Origin of the sequence: Phyllobacterium sp. A18/5-2 (genome assembly GCF_025452215.1) — a bacterium.
Lineage (GTDB): Bacteria > Pseudomonadota > Alphaproteobacteria > Rhizobiales > Rhizobiaceae > Phyllobacterium > Phyllobacterium sophorae.
In genome coordinates this window covers 488,563-507,218 of the sequence record NZ_CP104967.1, presented here as the reverse complement: position 1 = coordinate 507,218, position 18,656 = coordinate 488,563, and the positions used below count along the sequence as shown (strand labels likewise).

Below are 18,656 nucleotides of genomic sequence, written 5' to 3'. Positions count from 1 at the left end.
CGGATGAAATTACTAACGATTGCAACGGTGGCGCTGATGGCGGCGACGGTTATTCCCGCAGCAAGTGCGGAACTTTCCGACGGCAAGGTCAAGATCGGCATCCTCAATGACCAGTCCGGCGTTTATGCGGATTTTGGTGGCAAATGGTCCTATGAAGCAGCAAAGATGGCTGCCGAGGATTTCGGCGGCAAGGTGCTGGATGCACCCATTGAGATTATCACCGCCGACCATCAGAACAAGGCGGACATTGCCTCCAATATCGCCCGTCAATGGTATGATACGGAACAGGTCGATTCCATCATGGAACTGACCACGTCTTCCGTGGCGCTCGCCGTGCAGGGCATTTCCAGGGAAAAGAAGAAGATCGACCTTGTCACTGGCGCAGCCACCACTGAGCTGACCGGCAAGCAATGTTCGCCCTACGGTTTTCATTGGGCCTATGACACGCATGCCCTTGCTGTGGGTACCGGCGGAGCCCTGGTGGCCCAGGGCGGCGACAGCTGGTTTTTCCTCACCGCCGATTATGCCTTCGGTTATTCCCTTGAAGAACAGACATCCAAGTTCGTAACCTCCAAGGGCGGCAAGGTGGTCGGCACAGTGCGCCACCCGCTGGCGACGACAGACTACTCCTCCTTCCTGCTGCAGGCCCAGTCGTCCGGCGCCAAGGTCATCGGCCTCGCCAATGCTGGCCTGGACACCGCCAACGCGATCAAGCAGGCTGCAGAATTCGGCATCGTCTCCGGCGGCCAGCGCCTGGCCGCCCTCCTCTTTACCCTGGCCGAAGTGAACGGCCTCGGCCTTGAGGCGGCACAAGGGCTGACGCTAACCGAGAGCTTCTACTGGGATCGCGACGATCAATCGCGGGAGTTTGGCCAGAAGTACTTCAAGCGTACCGGACGCATGCCGAACATGATCCAGGCCGCCACTTATTCGGGCGTAACGCAATATTTGAAGGCCATTCAGAAAGTCGGCACGGACGACACGGAAAAGGTCGCTGCGGCAATGCATGAAATGCCTGTCGACGACGTCTTCGGCCGCGGCGCCAAAGTGGGCGCCAATGGCCGGCTGATCAGCGACGTCTTCCTGATGGAAGTCAAAAAGCCCGATGAGAGCAAAGCCCCGTGGGATTACTACAAGGTTCTTGCGACGGTCCCGGGTGATGAAGCCTATATCAAACCAGCCGAAAGCGGCTGCCCGCTGGTCAACTAACGCATGACGGCTTCATTGACCAATACGGCGTTCGGGGGGGGCAATCCTCTCCCGGCGCCGGCGATGATCAGGGATCGCGTGTCGTTCTGTCTGCCCGTGGCTTGCGCCGTGATTTCGGCGGCTTCATCGCCGTCAACAATGTGGATCTTGATGTGCATCATGCAAAGGTTCACGCACTGATCGGTCCGAACGGCGCGGGTAAGACCACGGTCTTCAACCTGCTCACCAAATTCCTTCAGCCATCGAGCGGAACAATCACCCTGCTTGATCATGACATCACCAAAACCGACCCTGCCAAGGTGGCCCGCATGGGTCTTGTCCGTTCGTTCCAGATCTCCGCTGTGTTTCCCCATCTTACCGTTCTTGACAATGTTCGCGTTGCCCTTCAGCGCCCCGGTGGTCTTTCCACCCAGTTCTGGCTGCCCATGCGCGCGCTGGACCGGCTCAATGAACGGGCAATGGAATTGATCGAGGCGGTCGGGTTGCAGGATGCGCGCAACAATCTTGCCGCAGACCTCTCCTATGGCCGCAAGCGGGTTCTTGAAATCGCCACGACACTGGCGCTCGATCCGAAGGTGCTGCTGCTCGACGAGCCGATGGCGGGCATGGGTCACGAGGATGTCCACATCGTCTCCGATATCATCCGCGAAGTGGCCAAGGACCGCGCGATTCTGATGGTTGAGCACAATCTCAAAGTCGTTGCCGACCTTTGCGACAAGGTGACGGTGCTTCAGCGCGGTGAAATCCTCACCTCGGGTGACTATCGGACTGTCAGCCAGGATGAACGCGTGCGCGTCGCCTATATGGGAACCGAACATGAGTGAGTCTCAGCCACTCCTTTCCGTGCGCGATCTTCATGCCTGGTATGGTGAAGGTCATGCGTTGCACGGTGTCAATCTGGATATTCATCAGGGCGAGACGGTCACCCTGCTTGGACGCAATGGCGTCGGCAAGACGACGACGCTGCGCTCCATCATGGGGATCATCCGCAAGCGCACCGGTGCCATAAATTTTGATGGCAAGGACATGACACGCGTGCCGCTGCACCGGACGGCGCATGCCGGTATCGGTTTCGTTCCAGAAGAACGCGGCATCTTCGCCACGCTCTCGGTCGATGAAAACCTCAACCTTCCTCCCGTCGTTGCCAAGGGTGGCATGTCAATCGCCGAGATTTACGACCTGTTTCCCAACCTGAAGGAGCGGCGCAACAGCCCCGGCACGAAACTCTCGGGCGGCGAGCAGCAGATGCTGGCGATCGCCCGTATCCTGCGCACGGGCGTCAAGCTGTTGCTTCTCGACGAACCGACGGAAGGTCTGGCTCCGGTAATTGTCCAGCGCATCGGCGAAGTCCTGGTCACCCTGAAACAGCGCGGCATGACCATCCTGCTGGTGGAACAGAATTTCCGGTTTGCCAGCAAAGTTGCAGACCGCTTCTACGTCGTCGATCACGGCAAGATCATCGACAATTTCCATGTCAGGGAGCTGCCCGACCGCATGACGATGCTCAACGAAGCCTTGGGGGTCTGACGATATGACCATGATCTTCGGCGTTCCACTCCAAGCGTTCCTTGGGCAATTGCTGATCGGCCTGATCAACGGCTCGTTCTATGCCATGCTCAGCCTCGGGCTCGCGATCATTTTCGGCCTGTTGCGGGTCATCAATTTCGCGCACGGTGCGCAGTACATGCTCGGTGCATTCGTCGGCTATCTATTGCTGGCCGAACTTGGCATCGGCTACTGGCCCGCACTCATCCTTGCACCATTGGTGGTTGGTATTGCGGGTGCCTTCATCGAACGGGTTGCCTTGTCGCGCCTTTACAATCTGGATCACCTGTATGGTCTGCTCTTCACCTTCGGGCTTGCCCTCGTGATCGAGGGCACATTCCGTTATTATTACGGTGCGGCGGGACAACCCTATGCGGTGCCAAGCGCCCTGGCCGGCGGTTACAATCTCGGCTTCATGTTTCTGCCGAAATATCGCGCCTGGGTCGTCCTCGCTTCGCTCGTCATTTGCCTCGGCACGTGGCTGCTGATCGAGAAAACCCGCCTCGGCTCTTACTTGCGTGCTGCGACGGAGAACCCGACGCTGGTGCGGGCGTTTGGCATCAATGTCCCGCTGCTGCTGACCTTCACCTATGGTCTGGGTGCAGGGCTCGCAGGGCTCGCCGGCATCATGGCGGCACCGATCTATCAGGTCAGTCCGCTCATGGGCTCCAACATGATCATCGTGGTCTTTGCCGTGGTCGTCGTCGGCGGCATGGGATCCATTCTTGGCGCCATCGTCACCGGCTATATGCTCGGGATTTTCGAAGGGCTGACCAAGGTGTTTTATCCGGAAGCGTCGAACATTGTCATCTTCGTCATCATGGCGATCGTGCTTCTCGTTCGCCCCGCAGGCCTGTTCGGAAAGGAGGTCTGACATGACCGATACGACCATTTCCGCTGCTCCAAAGGGCCGGTTTCTCACGCTTGAAATGGCGCTGATCCTCATCGGCATTGCCTTGCTGATCCTCGCGCCCTTCCATTTCTACCCAGTGTTCCTGATGAAGGTGCTGTGCTTTGCGCTTTTCGCCTGCGCCTTTAACCTTCTGCTCGGCTATACCGGCATTTTGTCCTTCGGTCATGCCGCCTTTTTCGGTGGGGCAGCCTATTTCACCGCCCACGCCGTCAAGGAATGGGGCCTCTCGCCCGAGCTGGGTATTCTTGTTGGCGTGGCGGGGGCGACCGTCCTTGGACTCATCATCGGTTTTTTTGCGATCCGGCGCCAGGGTATCTACTCGACGATGATCACCCTGGCACTGGCGCAGATGTTTTCTTTCTTCTGCCTGCAGGCTTCTTTCACACATGGCGAGGACGGCATTCAGGGTGTTCCGCGCGGCCACCTGTTTGGCGTCATCGATCTCAACCAGCCGCTGAACATGTATTTCTTCGTCCTCGCGGTCTTCCTGGTCGGCATTTTCATCATCTGGCGGATCATCAATTCGCCCTTCGGCATGATCCTCAAATCCGTTCGCGAGAACGAGAACCGCGCAATATCGCTTGGCTACTCGGTCGCCCGCTATAAACTCGCCGCGTTCGTCATGTCCGCTGCGCTGACCGGTCTTGCCGGCGGGTTGAAAGCGATCGTCTTCCAGTTCGCCACCCTTACCGACGTCAGCTGGCAGATGTCAGGCGAAGTGGTTCTCATGACATTGCTCGGCGGTATCGGAACTCTCGTCGGCCCGATCTTTGGCGCCGCCCTTGTTGCTACGCTGGAAAACTATCTTGCAACCTCCGAGTTCCCGGTTACCGTCATTACGGGCATCATCTTCATGGTCTGTGTCCTTGTCTTTCGCCGTGGCATCGTTGGCGAGCTCTACGCCTCGCGATTTGGCAAGAAGCTCGAAAGCAAGCCTGAGAATTGACCCCAATGACAACCGCATACGACTATATCATCGTCGGAGCTGGTACGGCGGGCTGCACGCTCGCCAACCGTCTTTCGGAAAACAGGGGCGTCTCTGTTCTTCTGCTCGAGGCTGGCGGCAGGGACAATTACCCCTGGATCCATATTCCGGTCGGCTATCTCTATTGCATCTCGAGATCCCCGGACGGACTGGTGTTTTTCAACCGAGTCAGAACCCGGCCTGAACGGCCGCGTGCTCAACTATCCGCGCGGCAAGGTGCTGGGGGGATGCTCCTCGATCAATGGCATGATCTATATGCGCGGTCAGGCACGCGATTATGACCTTTGGCGTCAGGCCGGGTGTGCCAACTGGGGCTGGGACGATGTCCTGCCCTATTTCAAGAAATCGGAAGACTATTACCTCGGCGGCGATGATTTCCACGGTTCCGGCGGCGAATGGCGCGTCGAGGAAGCACGTTTGCATTGGGACATCCTCGATGCCTTTCGTGATGCGGCCGAAGCCGCAGGCATACCGCGCACCGATGATTTCAACCGTGGCGACAATGAAGGCTCATCCTATTTCAAGGTAAACCAGAAACGGGGTATTCGCTGGAATACGGCAAAAGCCTTTCTGCGCCCTGCCCGCAAGCGAGTGAACTTGACGGTGGAAACGGGCGCCCACGTCCGCAAGCTGGTCCTCGATGGATTGAAGGTCAAAGGCGTTGAGATCGAGCAGGCCGGAGAAATTCGCCGGGTTCAATGCCGGCGCGAAGTCATACTCGCGGCTGGCGCAATCGGCTCGCCGCATATTCTTGAACTTTCTGGCATCGGTCGCGGTGATGTCCTGCAGGCTGCAGGCATCGAACCGGTTCTGGAACGACGCAGCGTCGGCGAGAACTTGCAGGACCATCTGCAACTGCGCTGTGCCTACAAAGTCACCGGCATTCCGACGCTCAACGAAAAGGCCAACCGGCTCCTTGGCAAGGCGTCAATTGCGTTCGAGTACCTGCTCAACCAGTCGGGCCCGATGTCGATGGCACCGAGCCAGCTTGGGGTGTTCACCCGCTCCGACCCATCTTTCGACACGGCCAACCTGCAATTTCACGTGCAGCCCTTGTCGCTGGAAAAGTTCGGTGAGAACGTTCATGCCTTCCCGGCCTTTACTGCGAGCGTTTGCAATCTGCGTCCCGACAGCCGCGGAACGGTGCATCTCAAAACGCCCGATCACCGCGCCCAACCGGCGATCCAGCCCAACTACTTGACCACGGCAAGCGATCGTCACGTGGCAGCCGATTCCATTCGCATTACCCGCAATATTGTCGCGCAAAGGCCGCTGCAGCGGTTCAAGCCCGAAGAATTCAAACCGGGCCTAGAATATCGCAGCGAAGAAGAACTCATTGAAGCTGCCGGCGCGATCGGCACGACGATCTTCCATCCCGTCGGAACCTGCCGCATGGGGGCTGATGCAGAGGCCGTGGTCGATCCGCAGTTGCGCGTGCGCGGCATTCAAGGGTTGCGCGTGGCTGATGCTTCGATCATGCCATCAATCACCTCTGGCAATACCAATTCGCCGACAATCATGATTGCAGAGAAAGCCGCAGAGATGATCGCCAGCGACTGGGTTGCCAGCTAACGTATCTGAAAAGGTACTGTGAAGCTTTGCCTGGAAACCGCAACTTCTTCTGGTGCCGAGGGAACCGGCGAAGCGCGGCGGACCGTCTCAAGCACACTTTGATCAAGTTGCGGCGAACCGGAACTGCCAACAATGTTTGATGACACGATTTCGCCATCGCGCGTAACGACGAAGCGCACGCTGACCGTCCCCTCGCCTCGCGTGCGTGCGCGACGTGCATGGCGTGCCAGATAAGCCTCTACTCTTGAACGCCACTTTTCTGCCTGCCTGGCAGATCCTGCGCTGGATGCTGTCGGCTGGCGTTTTGCCTCGCGCGGCGCTTCGTCCTTGACAGCAGCCTCCGTCGCCTTCATCGGCTTGCGGGCGGATTTCTCGACGATCCGCTTCTTGGGAATGTCAGGCTTGGTGGCTTGCGGGCGCACGACAGGCAGGGGCACCTCCACCTTCGGCAGTTCCACCAGTTTTTCCGCCTGCTCGTCCAAAGGTTCCGCTTCTTCCGGTTCGGGCGTTACCGCTTCGGCCAGGTCCGGCTCGGGTTGGTCTGGTGTGACCTCCTCGAGGGGTTGAATTTGCGGCTCCGGCTCCGCTTGGACTTGCTCCAAAGGCCCTGGTGCTGCCGCCTCCTGCTGGACCGGTTCGGGGTTTACCGGTTCCGGTTCGACGGGCAGTTCTTGCCTTACGGGCTGTGCCACGACCGGCGCCGGCAGCGGTTCCATGTCGATCATCACCGCTACGGCAATATCGGAGGAGGGTTCATCAGGCTGAATACTCTGCAAGGACCAGGCCGCGCCCGCATGAATACACACTATGACAAGACCGGCAGCTGACCACAAACCAATCTCGCGCCAATCGGGGCAAAAGAACCCTCTCCTGGTCGTTGTTGGCTTTCTTTGCATTATTGCGCGTTTCCGCTTGGGGCAATCTGTTGGGCCGGCGCGCTTTCAAGCCCGACAAGAGCGACCTTGAGATAGCCGCTATCCCTCAGCCCGTTCATGAGATCCATCAAGGAACCGTAATCGACGGATTTGTCCGCACGCAAGAATATCCGCGTTTCCTTGTCGCTTTGCGTGCGTTGATCAAGGAAACGTCCGAGCGTTTCATGCGGCACCGTATCATCACCAATCGCGATGGATTTATCTCCCTTAAGCGTCAGCCAGACGGGTTTTTCCGGCCGTGGTGCGGACTGCGCGGTCGAGGCGGGCAAGTCAACGTTGATATCGACCGTGGCAAGCGGCGCCGCCACCATGAAGATGATGAGCAGAACCAGCATGACGTCGATAAACGGCGTCACATTGATCTCATGGTTTTCCTGCAGGTCGTCGTCCGACGCGTTGTGTCTGATACCGCCAGCCATGACCGGGTTCCTACTCTGCCGCTGCAGCACGGGGATGTTGCGCTTTTGGCACCAGCGCAAAATCCACGTCACGACTGACCAGGCGCTCGACGCCTGCCGATGCGTCCGCAAGCAGCTGCCGGTAGCCGGTGATTGAGCGTGCGAAGACGTTGTAGATGACGACTGCCGGGATAGCGGCAACAAGACCGATCGCCGTTGCCAGCAAAGCTTCGGCAATACCTGGCGCAACGATTGCAAGATTTGTCGTCTGTGATTCCGAAATGCCGATAAAGGCATTCATGATGCCCCAGACCGTGCCAAACAGACCGACAAAGGGTGCCGTGGAGCCGATGGTTGCAAGGACGCCTGTGCCGCGGCTCATGCGGCGGCCCGCCTGTGCTTCGATGCGTGCCAATCGCGATGCCACGCGCTCTTTGAGCCCGTCCGCGCTGGCGTGTTCCTGCACATCGATCGACATGCGCACCTCTTCGCGGGCGGCGTTGACGAATAATGCGCCCGGCCCGCCCCGGCCTTCCAGTGCCCGCTCGGCATCAAGCAGCGTACGGGCATCGCCAATGGCGTTGAGCGCCCGGTAGGCGCGAACCCTCGCTCCGGCAAGCTCAAGCGTCTTTGCCAGCCAGACAGTCCAGGTGACGAGCGATGCGAAAGCAAGGCCGATCATGACCGCCTTAACCACCCAATCCGCCGCCGTGAACATGCCCCATGGCGAAAGGTTGTGTGGAAGAGAACCCACAGCTTTCTGGTCGGGTTGCGCAGTTTCGGCAGGCACAGCCGACGGCACTGCTGGCGCCGTTGTTACTTCAGGTGTGGTTGCTGGCTGCGGCGCGACTTCCGACTGCGGTGCAGGTGTCGGGGGTTCTTGAGCATAAGCTGCCGGAGCCAGAAAACAGGGAAGAATCAACGTACAACCCAATGCCCCTGCCCTCAGGCCCGCCATGAAACGATCGGCTCTCGCTTGCCCGTTTGATGTTGCTCGCATGGCTCCGCAATCCTTCAATACGTTCACCGCTAAGACCTGCAATGGAGTGGCTGGGCCGGGTTTCGGCAGCGCGGCGATATGTTCAGTTGAGAGCGGCTTAGTATTTATGAGTAAAACAATCAACTATTTTTTGAAACGAAATTTGCGTCTGACAGCCGGACTCAAACGATGCCCCAGGCGCGATAACGGCCTCTGCCTGTCATTTCGCGCACCCCAAGCTCGGCAATAAGATTGAGTGCACCACGCTGTGTCACCTTCAGTTCCTTGGCAATCAATGCGGTCGACACCATGGGTCTCGACAAAATGAGATCGATCATGCCCGGCAAGCTCGACGTGGAACGCCGATCCTTCAGTTTCCGCTCCATTTGCAGCCGCGCAAGGCTCAATCGCTCTATTTCCCTCAGGCTTGCCACACTCGACACTTGAACCGCCTCCAGGAATGCAATCAGCCGGGTCGTGCGATCGCGGGCCCGGCGGCGATCTCTAGGTATGGTGCGCAGGCCCGCGTTGAAAGCGGCGAGGTGTGATCTGGTCTTTCCGCGCTCCCGCAGCATCGCAGAAACCAGCATGGGGCCTAGCCAATGCTGATGTTGCAGCGGCTCGATATCCTCCCATGCATCCCACACGACCGCAGCGCCAAGGAGGGGCGGCAGATCGCGCGCCTGGTCATGAACCATGAACCATCGCTCCATGCGCTTGTCTTCGTTCCATTCGGGATCGTAGACAAGCGGGTCACCGTCCGGAGTAACCTCGGCCGAAGCTACGGTCTTCTCTCCCCTGCCCTTCTTGAACGTTTCATCCTTTACCGAAGGCTGCGCCAGAAGCCGCGCCGACCGGTCAAGCAGGGCATCAAGCCGTGCCAATTCACCTTCGAACTCATTTTCGGCTTCGGATTTGTTCTCTTGCTCGATGGATGTTTCCAGCTCGACCGCCGGCGCGCTTTCGTCTGGTACAATCAAGGCGTCCGTTGCCGCCCGTCCCCGAAGACTGGCAATCCCTTTCGCGCTCAGCGCCCAGGCTGGCGCACCAGCAGCGATCTGGCGCCGGATGCGCAGGATCGCATGGGCTCTCGTCAATTCGTGGGTTGGCGTGCGGATATCCATGCGTGCATCATGGAGTACCAAATCTTCGACATGGACCAGTTCGCCGGCAAGCCACAATGCATTGCACGCTTCCATGAAATGCGACCGGGCAATCCAGCCGTCGTTCTCGCGCAGCAATCCCTCACGCAAGCGGCGGCTGCCTTCGCCGAAATCACCCTTGCGGCCCACCCGATCATCGAGCCGCGCCAATGCATCCTCGGCGGCGACCAGGGGCCGGAGCAGATCATTGAGGGATATGTTGCCAGAATCATAAACCATTCAAAACATGGTAAACGATTGGTGAAGCGGAATACATAGTGGAGTTAACTTCCACTCGGCGGCGCCAATCCAGTGGACGTCTCTCTGTCATTTGAAGCGGATTGGATTAACCAACCACAACCGTGGCTTTTCCGGGCACGCGATTGTAAAGATCGATTATATCCTGATTGATGAGACGCACGCATCCCGATGACATGGACTGACCTATCGACCACCACTCGGGCGATCCGTGGATGCGGTATCCGGTATCGGCACCATCCTTGAATATATAGAGCGCACGGGCACCCAAAGGATTGTCCGGGCCGGGCTCCATTCCGTTCTCGTACTTCACCAGTTCCGGCTTGCGCTGAATCATTTCTCGTGGCGGCGTCCAGCGTGGCCATTCTTTCTTGTATTGGATATTGGCGCGGCCATTCCACAGGAATCCGGCCTTGCCAATACCGACACCATAGCGAATGGCATCGCCGCCCGGCTGAACGAGGTACAGATAGCGTTCCTGCAGGCGCACGACGATGGTCCCCGGTTGCTCGCCCGTGGGATCGACCACAATCTGCCGGCGGAATTGCGCCGGAATTTTTTGATAGGGAATTGCCGGCAAGGAATAAGGTCCTTCCTGGACAGCTGCGTACATCACATCCGGAACGGTGACGGCTTTATCAATACTGATCTGCGGACGAATACCGCTCGTCGGCATTGCATCGATGTTCATCTCCGGCAGATCGAAGGTGGTTTGGGTGCAACCAGATACGCCCAACACAGCCAATGAACCCGCGCCAAGCAAAAGGTGGCGGCGGGATATCGCGGGAGCCTGCGATCCGGGGGAGGCTGCCTGTTTACGCTGGGACAATTTTTTACTCGCTTACAACTGATGGCAATGCTTCAAACTGTATGGAAATGTGGTTTACAAAACGTGAAGCGGGGCAGTCGCGGCTTAACGGGTAAGCATTGCTGAGTGCTGTTGACAGCTGTCAACGGCACATGATGGAGGACGCGAGGCGCCCACCCGGCGTCGTGCTGCACTCGCTGGAAGCGCAAGCGCACTGCCAGTTGACAGCTGTCAACCGCTCATACAGGAAATGTCCGAGGAGCTTTAACTCCAGGACGAATTATGCAATCGTGCGTTTTATACTTATTCCTTTTCTACGTATGATTGTATTTCGAGTTCAGGATAACACGAGATCAGGGCTTTCTTCGATGGCAGATGACACGGCTAACAGCTTTTGGCCGAATACACCGGTGGTAAAGACGACAGAACTATTGGCTGAATGCACCGGTAAATCTGCGCGCGATCCACAAAAACAGTTGCTTTTGGCTGAAGAGTTCATCCGCAGCAATATCTACAATCCCGTGAGTATTGCAGATATTGCGACAGCCTCAGGAGCCAATATCCGCAGCTTGCAGCGGCTTTTCCGCAAACTCCGTGGCATCACCCCCGTTCAGGCCCTGTTGAACTTCCGTATTGCTGCCGCGCATGAAATTATTCTCAGCGGCAAGGCACCGTCGGTCCGGGACCTTGCCGCCACATTTCACTTCTCCAATCCCGGCCGTTTCTCCAAGCTTTACCGCCAGACCTATTCCTGTACCCCTTCTGAAGAAATCCGCTCTTGGCGGAGCCGTGAGCCGACACGAGCCGGGTAAACACCCCTGCCGACCCACCGGTTCTTCAGCGACCAGATCAGCGGTAGCTGGCCGTCTGATCCAGAAAATCGTGGAAGTGCGCAATGACGCTGCTGCGGTCGATAAATATCACCGCATAGGCCGGAGGCTCGTGCGTGACGGCAATCCTGTCTGGTGAGAAATCGAGCGCCGACTGATGATTGGTGCCGCGCAGCACACTGACGGGAATGCCTCGCCAACTGCCGGCAATCGGCCGATGTGCATGGCCAGCAAAGATGTGTCGAACGTTGCCGTGCTGTTTCAGGAGATCATAGAGCGCATCCGCCTCGATAATGCCCATCCTGTCCAGGAGCGGCATGTGAATGGGAAAAGGCGGATGGTGAGCAAAGAGGAACACCGGGCGATCCATTGCCGCTTCAAGACGCTTCTGCAGCCAGTGCAAGCGCGCTTCGTCCAATCGGCCCTCTGGCCTGCCAGGAAGCAGCGTATCGAGCATGATCAATCGTCCCTCCCTGGTGTCTTCCACGCCGTGGACGAAGCCATCCTCTGATCGGACCCCGTCAAAGACGTCAAGGAATGCATTTCGATCGTCATGATTGCCAAGCATCAATCTGGCAGGAGGACCAAGCTTGACCAGTTCGACAGCCAGGGCGCGATAGGTGGCTTTCTCGCCCGTCTCACTCAGATCGCCGGTAAAAATCACCAGCTCAGCGTCCGAATGATTCCGATTGATGTCGGCGATGCACGCCTGAAGCCGCGCTAAAGGATCAAGACCGCACAAGGTCTGACCCGGCGTTACGAGATGCAGATCGGTCACCTGGATAATTTTCATGGTTTGTCTCGACAAGAATGGTCAGGGGTGCAATGCCGCGGCAACGCGGGTGCTGGCACGCTGAATAAGGCGCGTGCTCAAGCGTTCGTGTACGGGCGGGTGATCTGGATCTGCCTCGCGGCGATCAAGCAAAGCCACGGCATGGGCGGCCATGACGGAAGCATCCTGCTTGAATGTCGTCAGATTATAGGCATCCCAGGCAGCTTCAGGGATGTCGTCAAATCCGATGACGGAAAGGTCGTCAGGGATCGACATCCTGGCATGCCGCCGGGCATAATCGATCAAACCGAAGGCCACCAGATCATTCACACAGAACACAGCATCGGGCCTGGTCTCGCCTGAAAACAGCTGTTGAGCCGCTTCCTGGCCGCCAGCATAATTTGAATTGCTGCCGTTGCCGATCATCACGGCGGCGCCATGCCGCTCTGCCTCCTGGCGGAAACCATATTCGCGCTCGACTGTTGTCGGTGTGCGCGACAGCGCCCCTGCGAAAGCAAGTCTCCTGTGCCCGCCGGCCAGGAAAAACCGGGCCGCCTCGCGGCCTGCACCTTTATTGTCAATGTTGACGTCATCCGCGCCGGTTTCCGAACGCCCAAGCACGATCAATGGCTGTCCATTGCGGCGGGCGAGATCGACAAAGGACGAGGGCGGCGAGCCGGACAGGATGATCGTCGCTTCGGCCCGATAGCCGAACAACGTTTTCTGAGCTGCGACGAGTTCCTCCTCCGTGCGTCCGGTATTGATGACGATGGGGACACTGCCGCGATGGATGAGCGCCTTGGTGAGGGCTGCGACGAGATGGGACCGGTAACCGAGCTCGGGATTGGTAACCACAAGCCCGACAAGCCGGCTCTTGCGTGCCAGAAGACCGCGTGCCAGGTCGTTAACCTGATAGCCCAGCGCTTCGGCGGCTTCCAGGATTTTCACACGCTTCTTGGCCGAGACACTGGCGCCCGGTGTGAATGCCCGCGAGACCGCCGAACGCGACACGCCTGCATGTTTTGCCACCTGCAGCGCGCTGACATATTGTTTGTCGTCCTTCGACGATTTCTTACCCTTGGAACTCATTTGTCTAATGCCCAACCTTGGAAAGCACATCCGCGCGCAAGAATCGCTCTACCACCAGCATGAAGCCTATCGAGGGAACGAGCAATAACAGAGCGGTGATCGAAGCGATCTGATAATTGCCTCCCGACCCCGCCGTGTAGAGCAGCAATGGCAGCGTGTTCACATCCGGCGCCCCGACAAAATAACTGCCAGTGAATTCATCGAGCGATTCGAGAAAGACGAAAATGGCGCTCGCCATCAGGCCGGGTGCGGCGAGGGGGAGCGTCACATCGCGAAAGGCACGGAACGGGCCCGCACCAATGGAACGAGCCGCTTCCTCAAGGTCGATGTCGACGGCAGAGAACGCCGCAGTCGCGATCCACACAGCATAAACAAGTCCGTGCGTGACATGCACCATCACCACGCCGGCAATCGTTCCGTTAAGTCCGATCTGGTAGAAAAACCGGGCAATATTCACATAGACCGGAAGGTTGGGAAACGCCTGCGGGATCAGAAATGCCAAGAGGATCAGTCCTCTGAACGGCAACTTCAACCGCGATAGCGCATAGCCCGCCGGAATTGCCAGTGCCAGCGAGGCAATGACAGTCAGCGCCGCGATCACAATACTCGTCATGAGAGATTCCATGGCATTGCCGCGCGGCGAAAATACCCGCTGCCAGAAACTGAAGCCATATTCCAGCGGCAGCATGTGCGGGAAGTACCATTTCTCCGCCACCGTCCATAGAACGAGATTCGTCAGCGGGCCAAAAATGACGAATGCGAGAAGACCAAGGACGAATGCGCGTGGCAGCCACCAAAAATCGATGCGAGTCATCATGCGCGCTCCTTCATCGATTGCCTCAGATATATCAATGCGACGCCGGCTGTGAGTAACAACGAAATCAGACCCAGCGCATTGGCCACACCATAGTCACCATGCGCGTTGATGCGAAAGGCGATATCGGCCGTGAGCATCGTCGGCGATTGCGCGTTGATCATCAACGGGACGGAAAGAACGGACATCATTGTGACGAAGGACAGGATCAACCCCACCAGCAAAGTCGGGGCGACCTGTGGCAGCACAATTTCAATCAGGATGCGCAATCGCGAAGCACCGAGATTGCGGGCAGCTTCAATGGTACTGCGATCAAGCGAGGCCATGGCCCCGGCAAGGAGGAGGGTGACAAAGGGCGTCTGCTTCCAGACGAAGGCGATGACGATTCCACGCCAGTCGAGAAAACCCACCGTCTGCAGCGGGGTCAATATGCCAAGACTGACGAGGACATTGTTCATCAGGCCATTCTTGGCCAGGAACGTTCGCAGGACCTGGCCGACGACAATGAAGGGAATGAACATGGGCCAGCGATAGAGCCAGCGCAGCAGTGCAACGGCGCGCGGGTTCTCACCAAGTGTCAGATAGCCACCGATCGCGATTGAAAAAAACCCGATTAGCAGTGTTGAAACCGCGACAATGACGACGGTGAAAATCATGTCGCTGGAATAAAGCTCAAATGATTTACTGAAATTGCCTAAGCCGAAGGTTTCGCCCACCTCGAATGCACCAACAATGGAAGCAAAAAGCGGCACGATGAAAAACAGCACGATCATGACCAGTGCCGGCAGGACCAGGAGGAGAGCGAGAAGGCGTTTCGGCATAGAGATATCCGGGAAAGGGGAGGGGATCGCCGATCGGCAATCCCCGAATTCATAAAACTTAGTTGGCTACATTCTTTTCGTAAGCTTCAAGGATCGCCGAGTTATAGGGTGCAATCGGGAATGGCTTGCCCTTGGTAGCCAGATCGTCTGGCGATATATCCACGAACAGCTTGTCCCAGCTTGCCTTGTCGAGTTCCGGCTGCACATATTTGGCGTCGATGCCTGGATACCAGTTGAAGCGCTTGACGATGCCTTCTGCCTGAATCTTGGGGCTGGTGGCGAGAGCCACGAATTTCTCGGCCAGTTCCGTGTTCGGGCTCTTGGCCGGAATGACGTAGTGCATTGGCTGGCCCGGCATGCCTGGTGCTGGCAGGAACAGCTTCATCTCCGGAGGCAGCTTGCCGTCGGCCTGCCAGGAATAGAACATGTCAACCCAGACCGGTCCCATGGCAATCTCGCCGCGGCTCAGCATGTCCAATGTCCCGGCATTTCCCGGGGTGAGGGTGGCATTGGTAGTGAAGTCCTTCAGGCTCGCAAAAGCCTTGTCCCACTTCTTTGTCTCGGCTTCCTCGAACGGTCCGTTCATCAGCTTGTTGGCATCGCCGTCGCCAAAGGCATAGATCCAGCCCATGACGAAGCTGACGCCGGAAGCGCCGCCCTTGATGCCGTTATAGCCGAACTGCTTGGGGTTCTGCTTGGCCCAGGCAACGAGTTCTTCGTAACTCTTGGGCGGATTGGGGATCAGCGCGGGATTATAGGCGATGGCGGTCTGGCTGGCGAACATCGGCATGACATAGCCATCGACATTGGCACCGAGCGCCATTTTGGCTTTCTCGCTGGTGACCATTTCGCCGGAAGGAATCTTGGCGCGGTAGGATTCAAGATAGCCTTGCTTGACCAAGGGGCCTGCGAATTTTTCGTGGACGACGGCAACATCCGCATCCCATTTATCCACATTGGCCTTTGCCTGCGCGTCGAAACGCTCGACGATTTTCTGTGACCCGGCGTCACCGGGTCCCGTTCCAACCACGCGCACTTTCGTGCCCGGATTTTCCTTCTCGAAAATCGGCCCGAGGTAGTCGTTGACGTAATCGACCATGTTCTGGTCGCCGGCCGTCAAAACCGTAAGATCGGCGGCACCAGCGGGTGTTGCCGCCAGAGAGAGGAAAAGGGAAACCTGTAGAAGCTTTTTCATCGTGAACTCCCTGAGCAAACATGGTTAAGTGGCACTCTTGTGGATGGCAGCCTGTTCATGGACTGCCAAATTTCTCAAAGCGTATGCGGGCCCGCCGGGCGTAACGGCGTATTGAAGATGAACAGCGATTGCGCGGGAATACGCACTTTCACGGTTGCTCCCTGATCAAAGGGGGTATCGGCGTCGACAAGGATCTCATCCTTGCCGAGACGCACTGCATGGCGCCAATGCCCGCCAGGATAGCTGACACTCGCCACCTGTCCGCGCAATTCCAGCGCGCCCGGTTCGAGGGCTGCACCATCACCATTGCCTGTGAGGCTTGCTGCCTCCGCACGGAACCGCAGTTCAACTGGCCCGGTCGCCAAACTTCGCCCCGCACGGGCCATCGCCGTGGATGCATTGAAGGCGCCTTCCTGCAATACGATCTGTTCGCCCTTAACGCTCACCTGCATGGACAAAAGGTTCTCAGCGCCCATGAAGGCAGCGACGAAAGGGGAGGCGGGCTTGTTGTAGACCTCTTCCGGCGATCCCTGCTGCTCGATCCTTCCCGCATTCATGATGACGATACGGTCCGCCATCACCATGGCTTCCTCACGGTCATGGGTGACATGGATCGCCGTGATGCCAAGACGCTTTTGCAGCGAACGGATTTCATGGCGCACAGTCAGCCTGATACGTGCGTCAAGATTGGACAGCGGCTCGTCGAGCAGAAGAATCTCCGGATCCACCGCCAGCGCGCGGCCGAGTGCTACCCGCTGCCGTTGGCCACCGGAAAGCTGTCCCGGCTTGCGATTGCCAAGGCCGGAAAGGCCGAGCAGGTTCTGCATTTCTGAAACACGGGCGTCGATATCGCCGCGGAAGCGTTTCTGCAATTTCAGGCCATAACCGATATTCTGAGCGACGGTCATATGCGGCCACAGCGCATAGGACTGAAAGACCAGCGCCATGCCGCGTTTGTCCGGCGGCATGTGCGTCACATTGCGATCAGCAACCTGGATGGAACCTGCAAAGGGCTTGGCAAAGCCAGCAATCGTGCGCAGCAAAGTCGTCTTGCCGCAGCCGGACGAGCCGAGAAGAGCGACGAATTCTCCCTTTTCAATGCCAAGGTCAAGATTGTCGAGGACCGTCGTTGTGCCATAGCCGACGCTCATCTTCTCCACCCTGAGGAAAGCCTGCATATTCATGTTTCATCCCCGATTGCACAGCTGCGCAATTTTTTCTTTGTACTGTCGGTTTATAACAGCGGCGTGACAAGTGAAAAATTTTCAACGGAGAATACACCAGCCGTCCAGGCTCGACAGGATCATCGTTTTGTACGAATGTCATAGAACCGTTATCCGGCTTGTATAGAGGTGGCCGATCATTATGAACCTGCGCTCGTGCGTAGCGGGTTCCATCATCCACAAGGGGTTATCATGCGCCAACTTCTCGCTGCCACCATCTTCTTGGCCGCAGGCCTTCACCCGGCATTTGCGGCCGAAGGCACGCTCGTCCTTTATACAAGCCAACCCAATACCGATGCTCAGCAGACCGCCGATGCTTTCATGGCCAAGAACCCGGGCATCAAGGTCGAATGGGTGCGCGACGGTACGCCCAAGATCATGGCGAAGCTGCGCGCCGAAATCGAAGCAGGCAATCCCCAGCCAGACGTCCTGTTGATCTCGGATGTCGTCACAATGGAAGGGCTGAAGAAGGAAGGGCGCCTGCTGCCATTCAAGGACGCCGATACCAAAGGCATCGACGCGGCGCTGATCGACAAGGACGGAACCTATTTTTCCACCAAGCTGATCACCACAGGTATTGTCTATAACACCAAGGCTCCATTCGTTCCGACAAGCTGGAGCGATCTGACGAAGCCGGAAGCCAAGAACCTTGTCAGCATGCCGAGCCCGCTCAGTTCCGGCGCGGCGATGATCCACACGGTGACGCTGACCGGCAATCTTTCGCAAGGCTGGGATTATTACGCTGAACTTGAAAAGAACGGTGCCCAGGCAGCCGGAGGCAATGGCGATGTCTTGAAGGCCGTCAGCGGCGGTGACAAGCTCTATGGCATGATCGTCGACTACATGCCGATCCGCGAAAAGGCCAAGGGCGCACCGGTCGAGTTCGTCTTCCCGAAAGAGGGCGTTTCCGCCGTCACCGAGCCGGTTGCCATTCTCTCGAGCGCAAAGAACCCGCAAGCGGCAAAAGCATTCGTCAATTTCCTCCTATCGGAGGAAGGTCAGAAAGTTGCTGTGAAGCAGGGCTATATTCCGGCGCGCGCCGATGCCGGCCTGCCGGCCGGCTATCCGGACCGTTCATCGATCAAGGTCCTGACCTACGACGCCGCCGCCGCATTGGCGAATGATACGGCCAACAAGGAAAAATTCAGCGAAGTCATGGGGCAGTAGG

Annotated in this window: 19 protein-coding genes and 1 pseudogene; 8 read left to right on the top strand and 12 right to left on the bottom strand. The window is 57.8% G+C overall.

Annotation, left to right across the window (positions count from 1 at the left end; all coding sequences use genetic code 11):
• The first annotated feature begins 3 nt into the window (after nucleotides 1-3).
• Nucleotides 4-1,209 carry an ABC transporter substrate-binding protein gene (locus tag N8E89_RS20980; RefSeq protein WP_262263064.1) on the top strand — a complete coding sequence of 402 codons (1,206 nt, stop codon included), beginning with the start codon at nucleotides 4-6 and terminating at the stop codon, nucleotides 1,207-1,209.
• Here the strand turns inward: N8E89_RS20980 and N8E89_RS20975 are convergent.
• Entirely contained in the window at nucleotides 1,206-1,370 is a 165-nt protein-coding gene (locus N8E89_RS20975; protein WP_262263063.1) for a hypothetical protein, read from the bottom strand. The genes N8E89_RS20980 and N8E89_RS20975 overlap by 4 nt on opposite strands.
• Between N8E89_RS20975 and N8E89_RS20970 the strand changes: the two genes are divergently transcribed.
• The 5 genes and pseudogenes from N8E89_RS20970 to N8E89_RS20950 all read left to right on the top strand — a co-directional run bounded on the left by N8E89_RS20970 (nucleotide 1,296) and on the right by N8E89_RS20950 (nucleotide 6,224).
• Nucleotides 1,296-2,033, top strand: coding sequence for an ABC transporter ATP-binding protein (locus tag N8E89_RS20970; protein ID WP_106665505.1), 738 nt, complete (start codon nucleotides 1,296-1,298; stop codon nucleotides 2,031-2,033). The two genes, N8E89_RS20975 and N8E89_RS20970, sit on opposite strands and share 75 nt — an antisense overlap.
• Entirely contained in the window at nucleotides 2,026-2,736 is a 711-nt protein-coding gene (locus N8E89_RS20965) for an ABC transporter ATP-binding protein (protein WP_262263062.1), read from the top strand. The genes N8E89_RS20970 and N8E89_RS20965 overlap by 8 nt, the downstream gene beginning before the upstream one ends.
• Nucleotides 2,737-2,740: 4 nt before the next feature.
• A complete protein-coding gene (locus tag N8E89_RS20960; protein WP_112760114.1) occupies nucleotides 2,741-3,628 on the top strand; it encodes a branched-chain amino acid ABC transporter permease in 888 nt (295 codons plus the stop codon).
• Between the two features lies 1 nt (nucleotide 3,629).
• Complete coding sequence (locus N8E89_RS20955) at nucleotides 3,630-4,613, top strand: branched-chain amino acid ABC transporter permease (RefSeq protein ID WP_262263061.1); 984 nt, start codon at nucleotides 3,630-3,632, stop codon at nucleotides 4,611-4,613.
• Nucleotides 4,614-4,618: 5 nt separating this feature from the next.
• Nucleotides 4,619-6,224 (top strand): annotated as a pseudogene (locus tag N8E89_RS20950) (GMC family oxidoreductase).
• Here N8E89_RS20950 and N8E89_RS20945 read toward each other — a convergent pair.
• The 5 genes from N8E89_RS20945 to N8E89_RS20925 form a co-directional block, all read right to left on the bottom strand.
• On the bottom strand, nucleotides 6,221-7,000 hold the full coding sequence (locus N8E89_RS20945) for an energy transducer TonB family protein (protein WP_262263060.1): 780 nt from the start codon (nucleotides 6,998-7,000) through the stop codon (nucleotides 6,221-6,223). The pseudogene N8E89_RS20950 and the gene N8E89_RS20945 sit on opposite strands and share 4 nt — an antisense overlap.
• 119 nt (nucleotides 7,001-7,119) lie before the next feature.
• The gene (gene exbD, locus N8E89_RS20940) at nucleotides 7,120-7,578 is read right to left on the bottom strand and encodes a TonB system transport protein ExbD (protein WP_262263059.1); all 459 of its coding nucleotides are present in this window, start codon (nucleotides 7,576-7,578) and stop codon (nucleotides 7,120-7,122) included.
• Nucleotides 7,579-7,588: 10 nt separating this feature from the next.
• Nucleotides 7,589-8,557 (bottom strand): tonB-system energizer ExbB, encoded by a 969-nt coding sequence (gene exbB, locus N8E89_RS20935; RefSeq protein ID WP_262263058.1) that lies wholly within the window; start codon nucleotides 8,555-8,557, stop codon nucleotides 7,589-7,591.
• 161 nt (nucleotides 8,558-8,718) lie between these two features.
• Entirely contained in the window at nucleotides 8,719-9,918 is a 1,200-nt protein-coding gene (locus N8E89_RS20930) for an RHE_PE00001 family protein (RefSeq protein ID WP_262263057.1), read from the bottom strand.
• Between the two features lie 106 nt (nucleotides 9,919-10,024).
• On the bottom strand, nucleotides 10,025-10,717 hold the full coding sequence (locus tag N8E89_RS20925) for a L,D-transpeptidase (RefSeq protein ID WP_262263275.1): 693 nt from the start codon (nucleotides 10,715-10,717) through the stop codon (nucleotides 10,025-10,027).
• Between the two features lie 317 nt (nucleotides 10,718-11,034).
• Here N8E89_RS20925 and N8E89_RS20920 point away from each other — a divergent pair, with 317 nt between their 5' ends.
• The gene (locus N8E89_RS20920; protein ID WP_262263056.1) at nucleotides 11,035-11,556 is read left to right on the top strand and encodes a helix-turn-helix domain-containing protein; all 522 of its coding nucleotides are present in this window, start codon (nucleotides 11,035-11,037) and stop codon (nucleotides 11,554-11,556) included.
• Between the two features lie 37 nt (nucleotides 11,557-11,593).
• Here N8E89_RS20920 and N8E89_RS20915 read toward each other — a convergent pair whose 3' ends face one another.
• From N8E89_RS20915 to N8E89_RS20890, 6 genes are all read right to left on the bottom strand, one after another.
• The gene (locus N8E89_RS20915) at nucleotides 11,594-12,367 is read right to left on the bottom strand and encodes a phosphodiesterase (protein WP_262263055.1); all 774 of its coding nucleotides are present in this window, start codon (nucleotides 12,365-12,367) and stop codon (nucleotides 11,594-11,596) included.
• 21 nt (nucleotides 12,368-12,388) lie between these two features.
• Entirely contained in the window at nucleotides 12,389-13,435 is a 1,047-nt protein-coding gene (locus N8E89_RS20910; protein ID WP_262263054.1) for a LacI family DNA-binding transcriptional regulator, read from the bottom strand.
• 4 nt (nucleotides 13,436-13,439) lie between these two features.
• The gene (locus N8E89_RS20905) at nucleotides 13,440-14,252 is read right to left on the bottom strand and encodes an ABC transporter permease (RefSeq protein ID WP_262263053.1); all 813 of its coding nucleotides are present in this window, start codon (nucleotides 14,250-14,252) and stop codon (nucleotides 13,440-13,442) included.
• Complete coding sequence (locus N8E89_RS20900; RefSeq protein ID WP_106665409.1) at nucleotides 14,249-15,070, bottom strand: ABC transporter permease; 822 nt, start codon at nucleotides 15,068-15,070, stop codon at nucleotides 14,249-14,251. Before N8E89_RS20900 ends, N8E89_RS20905 begins: the two co-directional genes overlap by 4 nt.
• Before the next feature lie 58 nt (nucleotides 15,071-15,128).
• Complete coding sequence (locus tag N8E89_RS20895) at nucleotides 15,129-16,265, bottom strand: ABC transporter substrate-binding protein (RefSeq protein ID WP_262263052.1); 1,137 nt, start codon at nucleotides 16,263-16,265, stop codon at nucleotides 15,129-15,131.
• A gap of 74 nt (nucleotides 16,266-16,339) precedes the next feature.
• The gene (locus N8E89_RS20890; protein WP_410010442.1) at nucleotides 16,340-17,449 is read right to left on the bottom strand and encodes an ABC transporter ATP-binding protein; all 1,110 of its coding nucleotides are present in this window, start codon (nucleotides 17,447-17,449) and stop codon (nucleotides 16,340-16,342) included.
• Nucleotides 17,450-17,680: 231 nt separating this feature from the next.
• Between N8E89_RS20890 and N8E89_RS20885 the strand changes: the two genes are divergently transcribed.
• Nucleotides 17,681-18,655 (top strand): ABC transporter substrate-binding protein, encoded by a 975-nt coding sequence (locus N8E89_RS20885; protein ID WP_262263051.1) that lies wholly within the window; start codon nucleotides 17,681-17,683, stop codon nucleotides 18,653-18,655.
• Nucleotide 18,656 lies beyond the last annotated feature (1 nt).

What these genes read in the sequence shown, in the direction of transcription:
- N8E89_RS20890 (WP_410010442.1), bottom strand. Translation starts at nt 17,449, where the DNA reads ATGAATATGCAGGCTTTCCTCAGGGTGGAGAAGATGAGCGTCGGCTAT.
- exbB (WP_262263058.1), bottom strand. Translation starts at nt 8,557, where the DNA reads ATGCGAGCAACATCAAACGGGCAAGCGAGAGCCGATCGTTTCATGGCG.
- N8E89_RS20915 (WP_262263055.1), bottom strand. Translation starts at nt 12,367, where the DNA reads ATGAAAATTATCCAGGTGACCGATCTGCATCTCGTAACGCCGGGTCAG.
- N8E89_RS20910 (WP_262263054.1), bottom strand. Translation starts at nt 13,435, where the DNA reads ATGAGTTCCAAGGGTAAGAAATCGTCGAAGGACGACAAACAATATGTC.
- N8E89_RS20960 (WP_112760114.1), top strand. Translation starts at nt 2,741, where the DNA reads ATGACCATGATCTTCGGCGTTCCACTCCAAGCGTTCCTTGGGCAATTG.
- N8E89_RS20885 (WP_262263051.1), top strand. Translation starts at nt 17,681, where the DNA reads ATGCGCCAACTTCTCGCTGCCACCATCTTCTTGGCCGCAGGCCTTCAC.
- N8E89_RS20930 (WP_262263057.1), bottom strand. Translation starts at nt 9,918, where the DNA reads ATGGTTTATGATTCTGGCAACATATCCCTCAATGATCTGCTCCGGCCC.
- N8E89_RS20905 (WP_262263053.1), bottom strand. Translation starts at nt 14,252, where the DNA reads ATGATGACTCGCATCGATTTTTGGTGGCTGCCACGCGCATTCGTCCTT.
- exbD (WP_262263059.1), bottom strand. Translation starts at nt 7,578, where the DNA reads ATGGCTGGCGGTATCAGACACAACGCGTCGGACGACGACCTGCAGGAA.
- N8E89_RS20965 (WP_262263062.1), top strand. Translation starts at nt 2,026, where the DNA reads ATGAGTGAGTCTCAGCCACTCCTTTCCGTGCGCGATCTTCATGCCTGG.
- N8E89_RS20955 (WP_262263061.1), top strand. Translation starts at nt 3,630, where the DNA reads ATGACCGATACGACCATTTCCGCTGCTCCAAAGGGCCGGTTTCTCACG.
- N8E89_RS20895 (WP_262263052.1), bottom strand. Translation starts at nt 16,265, where the DNA reads ATGAAAAAGCTTCTACAGGTTTCCCTTTTCCTCTCTCTGGCGGCAACA.
- N8E89_RS20900 (WP_106665409.1), bottom strand. Translation starts at nt 15,070, where the DNA reads ATGCCGAAACGCCTTCTCGCTCTCCTCCTGGTCCTGCCGGCACTGGTC.
- N8E89_RS20975 (WP_262263063.1), bottom strand. Translation starts at nt 1,370, where the DNA reads ATGATGCACATCAAGATCCACATTGTTGACGGCGATGAAGCCGCCGAA.
- N8E89_RS20980 (WP_262263064.1), top strand. Translation starts at nt 4, where the DNA reads ATGAAATTACTAACGATTGCAACGGTGGCGCTGATGGCGGCGACGGTT.